At 75.9% G+C, this 5,695-nt stretch carries 2 protein-coding genes; both read right to left on the reverse strand.

Annotation, left to right across the window (positions count from 1 at the left end; all coding sequences use genetic code 11):
* Positions 1-3,733 (reverse strand): type I polyketide synthase (locus tag ACJ73U_RS46685; RefSeq protein ID WP_407784251.1); only part of this gene is annotated, 3,733 nt, incomplete at its 3' end.
* A 23-nt stretch (positions 3,734-3,756) separates the two neighbouring features.
* The coding region (locus ACJ73U_RS46690; RefSeq protein ID WP_407784252.1) for a condensation domain-containing protein at positions 3,757-5,695 on the reverse strand (1,939 nt) is incomplete at its 5' end.

Consider the following 5,695-nt stretch of genomic DNA (forward strand, 5'->3'; position numbering starts at 1 on the left):
GGCCCGCCGCGTGCACGATGCCGTCCAGGCCGCCGAACTCCTCGTGCGCGACCGCGCGCAGCCGGCGCACGTCGGCCTGGTCGGTCACGTCCGCGGCGACCACCACGACCCGCGCTCCCGCGGCCTCCATCCGCCGGACCGCGGCGATGCCCCGCCCGACCCGGTCGGTCGGCGCGCTGCCGTGCACCGCCAGGTAGGTGTGCCACTCCTCGCGGGGCGGCAGCCCGGCCCGCGAGGTCAGCAGCAGCTTCGCCCGTGCCCGCACCGCGAAGTCCTCGGCGAGGGTGATGCCGACGCCGCCGAGGCCGCCGGTGATCAGGTAGCGGCCGCCGTCGTGGACGGGGCCCCGGGTGCCAGCCGGCAGCGAGACCTGCTCGTACCCGCCGACCCACGCGCGGCCGGACCGCAGCGCGACCTCCGCGCGGTCGTCCTCGACCGGCCGGTGCAGCTCGGCGACCACCGCGCGCACGTCGGCGGTGGCCGGGTCGGCGTCGATCCGCCGCACGGTCAGGCCGGGCAGCTCCACCAGCAGCACGCGGGCGAGGCCCGCGAGGGTCGCCTGTTCCGGTCGGGTGAGGTCGGCGCCGGAGACGTCGGCGGTGCCGGCGGACACGAGGTCCAGGTGCACCCCTTCGGCGAGGCCGGCGCCGGCGAGGGCCTGGACGAGATGCAGCACGCTGAAGAACCCGCGGTCCTGCGCCGCCCACGCGGCGGCGATGTCCGTGCCGGCCGGGTCGCCGTCGAGCGCGAAGGCGTGCACGATCCGCGGCGGCACGCCACCGAGCGCGGCCACCAGTGCGTCGTAGTCCTCGCGGACGCCCGGGCGGACGGTGTGGTCCCCGCCGGTCGTGCCGACCAGCACGACCTCGGTGCCCGCCGAGGCGAGCGCGGCGTGCAGCGCGGCGCCGCGCGGGCCGTCCGCGAACACCAGTGCCCGTCCGCACGGGACAGTCCGGGGATCGGGGGCGACCTGGCGCCACGCCGGCACCGCGAACCAGTCGGACAGCGGCTGGGGTCCGCGGCGCTCCGGCCTGGCGGCGGTGGACGTGACCGGGTCGGGCGAGATCCAGTGCCGCTTGCGCTCGAACGGGTACACCGGCAGCGGGATGCGCCGGGCGCCGGGCGCCGACGGCACGCGCACCGGGGTCCCGGTCACCCACAGCGCGGCCGAGGTGGCCGCCACGACGGCGAGGTCACCGCCGGGCTCGCCGGGGCCGGGCAGGCTGGCCAGCGGTGCGAGCGCCCGCTGCCCGGCCGTGGCGGCCTTCGCGACCTGCATGCGCGCGAGCCCGGCGAGCTGGCGGCCGGGGCCGCACTCCAGGAGCGACCACCGGCCGCCCTCGCCGAGCAGCGTGGCCACGCAGTCGCCGAACCGCACCGGCCTGCGCAGGTGCGCGGCCCAGTACGCCGGGTCGGTGGCCTGCTCGTCGGTGATCCACCCGCCGGACACGTTGGACAGGAACCGCAGCCGGGGCGCCGCGAGGTCGACTCCCCGCACCACCTCGGTGAACTCGGCGAGGATCGGGTCCATCATCGACGAGTGGAACGCGCGGGAGGTGCGCAGCTCCTTGGCCTTCACGCCGGCGGCCTTCAGGGTCTGCGCGTAGGCGGCGACGGCCGCCGCCGGACCGGCCACCACGCAGGTGCCGGGCCCGTTGACCGTCGCCACGGCCAGCTCGGCCGGCAGGTCCACCGCGGACTCGCCGAGCTGCACGGCGAGCATCGCGCCCGGCGGCACCGTCTGCATGAGCCGGCCGCGGGCGGCCACCACCCGCAACGCGTCGGGCAGGGCGAACACCCCGGCCACGGTCGCGGCGACGTACTCGCCGATCGAGTGGCCGATCATCGCCGCCGGCCGCACACCCATCTCCTGCCACAGCACGGCGAGCGCGTACTCCACGACGAACAGCGCCGGCTGGGTGTACCGGGTCTCCCGCAGCGTCGCCTCGGCGTCGGGGTCGCGCCCGAGGAGCAGGTCGCGCAGGTCGAGCCCCAGGTCGGGGGCGAGCAGCTCGGCGCACTCGTCGACGGCGGCGGCGAACGCCGGCCGGGCGGCGTACAGCTGGCCACCCATCCCGGCGTACTGGGCGCCCTGGCCGGAGAACAGGAACGCCACCTTCGGCGCCAACCCGTCGGCCACGCCCTGCTGGCGGCGGCGCTTCGCGCGCAGCGCGGCGACCGCGTCCGGCAGGTCGCTCGCCACGACCGCGGCCCGGTGGGTGTACTCCGGCCGCCCGACCCGCAGCGTGTGCGCGACGTCCGCCAGGTACTCGTCACCTGCCGGCGTGTGCTCCAGGTGCTCGGCCAGGCGGGTGACCGCGGTGTCCAGAGCGGACTCGCCGCGCGCGGACAGCGCCAGCACCTGCGGGCCCGGCTTCCCGCGGCGGGCGACGCCCGCGGGCGGCTCCCGCAGCACCACGTGCGCGTTCGTGCCGCCGATGCCGAACGAGCTGACGCCCGCGGTGCGCGGCACGCCGTCGGTGTCCCACTTGGTGAGCGTCGAGGTCACGTAGAACGGGGTGTCGGCGAAGTCGATCGCCGGGTTCGGCCGCTCGAAGTTGATCGACGGCGGGATCAGCCCGTGCTCGATGGCCAGCACGGTCTTGATCACGCTGATGATGCCGGCGGACTGGCTCAGGTGGCCGATGTTGCCCTTCACCGAACCGATCCCGCACCACTCGCGGGCGGCGGTGTCCTGGCCGTACACGGTGGACAGCGCGGTGACCTCGATCGGGTCGCCCATCGCGGTACCGGTGCCGTGCGCCTCCACATAGGTGATCGTGCGGGGGTCGACGCCGGCCATCCCCACGGCCTGCGCGATGGCCTCGATCTGGCCGTCCACGCTCGGCGCGGTGAACCCGACCTTGTTGCCCCCGTCGTTGTTGATGGCGTTGCCCAGCACGACGGCACGGACGGTGTCGCCGTCGGCCACCGCGTCGGACAACCGCTTCACGAGCACGGTGCCGACGCCGCTGCCCCACACGGTGCCGTTGGCGCCCGCGTCGAAGGGCCGCACGTGCGCGTCCGGTGAGGTGAAGCCCTCCATGCCGAGGTAGCCGATGCCCTGCGGGTGCTCGAGGTTCACCCCACCCGCGATCGCCATGTCGCACTCGCCGCCCCGCACGGCCTCACACGCGAGGTGCAGCGCGACCAGGGAGGTCGAGCACGCGGTGGCGACGGTCATGCTCGGCCCGCGCAGGTCCAGCCGGTAGGACGGGCCGGTGGCCACGTAGTTCGGCTGGTTGCCGGTGGCCAGCGAGACGCCGTTGTGCGGTGAGCCGCTGGCCGCCGCGTTCTTCCTGATGTTCTCCCAGAAGTAGGCGTTGCCGCCGGTGCCCGCGTACACGCCGATCGCGCCGGGGTAGCGGGCCGGGTCGTAGCCGGCGTCCTGCAGCACGGTATAGCAGCTCTCGAGGAACAGCCGGTGCTGCGGGCTCGTCAGCGCCGCCTCGCGGTCGGTCATGCCGAACAGCCCGGCGTCGAACAGGTCGAACCCGTCGACGACCGGCGCCGCGGACACCCAGCCCGGGTCGTCGACCTCGACCTCGAGCGCGCCGCGGGCGAGCTGTTCCTCCCGGGTGAACGTGGTGACCGACTCGACGCCGTCCACCAGGTTGCGCCAGAACTGGTGCACGTCGTTCGCCCCGGGCACCCGCGCCGCGATGCCGACGATCGCGATCGGCTCGCACCCGTCCACCTCGTCCGGCATGCCGATCTCGTTCGGCTGGTCCATCTGTGGTCGTTCCCCTCTGCTGCTTACTGCGCGGTGCCGTTCGGGCGGCGCGGTGTGGTGCGCCTGGCCCGGTTCCCCGCCCGGTTCCGGCGGGCCGCGGCACGCATCGCCGCCGCGGCCAGCTCGGGTCGGGCGGCGGTGCCGTCCAGGTGTGCGGCCAGCGCACGGATGTTCGGGTACCGGAACAGGTCCAACAACCGGATCTGCCGGCCGGTGGCGGCGGTCAGCCGCCCGTGCACGGCGGCGACGGCGAGCGAGTGCCCGCCGAGGTCGAAGAAGTTGTCGGCCAGGCCGACGGACTCCCGCGACAGCACCTCGCGCCAGATGGCGGCGATCAGCCTCTCGGTCGCGGTGGCCTCCCCCGTCCCCGCGGGCACCGGCGGGTCGGGAACCTCCGGTGCGGCCACGGTCATCGCGCCGGGCGCCGCCGCCGACGCCACCGGTCCCGGCAGATGCGGCGCGATGTCGCCGGGCGCCCGGTCCGGTGCCGCGGCCAGCGCGCCGGCCAGCGCCACGAGGTCGGTGAGCAGCGCCACGACCCGGTCGGCGTCGAACAGGTCCGGGTTGTACACGGTGTCGAAGGCGAACCGGCCGTCGCGCTCCGCGACGTACAGGGTGAGGTCGAACGGCGAGCCCGGCTTGGGGACCGCGATCGGCTCGGTGTCCACTCCGGACAGCCGCAGGCGCGGTTCGGCGAAGTTCAGCACGTTGAACAACACCTGCACCAGTGGCGCGCGGGCGGTGTCGCGGCGCAGGCCGAGCGCGTCCACGATCCGGTCGAGTGGGGCGCCGGGGTGCGCGGTGGCCTGCCGTAGCTCCGCCGCGTTGGCGAGGACGGCACCGGCGAAGGTGTCGGGGGTCGTGCCGGTGCCAGTGCGCACCCGCACGGGCACGGTGTCGACGAACAACCCGATCACGTCGTCGAACTCGGCCGGCCCCCGGTCGGCGACGACCGCGCCGAGCACGTGGTCGGCGCTGCCGGTGACGCGGCGCAGCAGCTCGGCGAGCGCGGCCAGCAGCACGCCCGCCGTCGTGGTGCCGAGCGTCGCGGCCAGTGCCCGCACCGCGGTGTCCGCCCCGGCCGGGAAGGACACGCTCGCCTCGGCACCCGCGTAGGTCTGCACGGCCGGCCGGGGCCGGTCGCGGGGCAGGTCGAGCACGGTGGGCGCGCCGGCGAGGTGTTCGGTCCACCAGGCGAGGTCGGCCGCGCCGGTCTCGCGGTCCCGGGTGGCCCGCGACACGGCGTAGTCCGCGTAGGTCGCCGCAAGCGGCGGCAGCGCCGGCACGACGCCCGCCTGCGCCTGGCGGTAGGCCCGCGCGAGGTCGGCGTACAGCGGCGCCTGCGACCAGCCGTCGAACACCGCGTGGTGCACCGTGATCGCGAGGACGTGCTCGCCGGGCGCGAGCCGGTACAGGGTCGCGGCCCAGGTGAGCCCGGCGTCCAGGTCGAACACCCGCCGCGCGCCCGCCGCGAGCAGCCGGGCCAGCTCCTGCTCGCTGGCCACCTCGACCACGGCGAGCGGCACGTCGGCGGGCGGCGCGCATTCGGCGAAGGGCTCGCCCGCGGTCTGCCTGATCCGCCAGCGCAGCACGTCGTGCCGGTCCGCCACGGCCCGCAACGCCCGGCGCAGGGCCGCCACGTCCAGCGGACCGGTGAGCCGGTTGGCCAGCGCGATGTTGTACGGCGCGTCGTCGGGTGCGAGCCGGTCGGTGAACCACAACCGGGTCTGCGTCGGCGCGAGCGTCGGCGGGTTGCCGGTCGCCGGCTTCTGGTCGGGCAGCGCCGCGGCCCGCGCCAGCAGTGCGGCGAGACCCGGCACGGTCGGCGCGGTGAACAGGTCCTCGACGCCGACCTGCCGGCGCAGCCCGTCCCGCAGGCCGGCGACCAGCCGCATGGCGGCGATGGAGTTGCCGCCGTGGGCGAAGAAGTCCGTGTCCCGGCCCGGGGTCTGGCCCAGCACC

The organism is Actinophytocola sp. (assembly GCF_045807065.1).
Classification (GTDB): domain Bacteria; phylum Actinomycetota; class Actinomycetes; order Mycobacteriales; family Pseudonocardiaceae; genus Actinophytocola.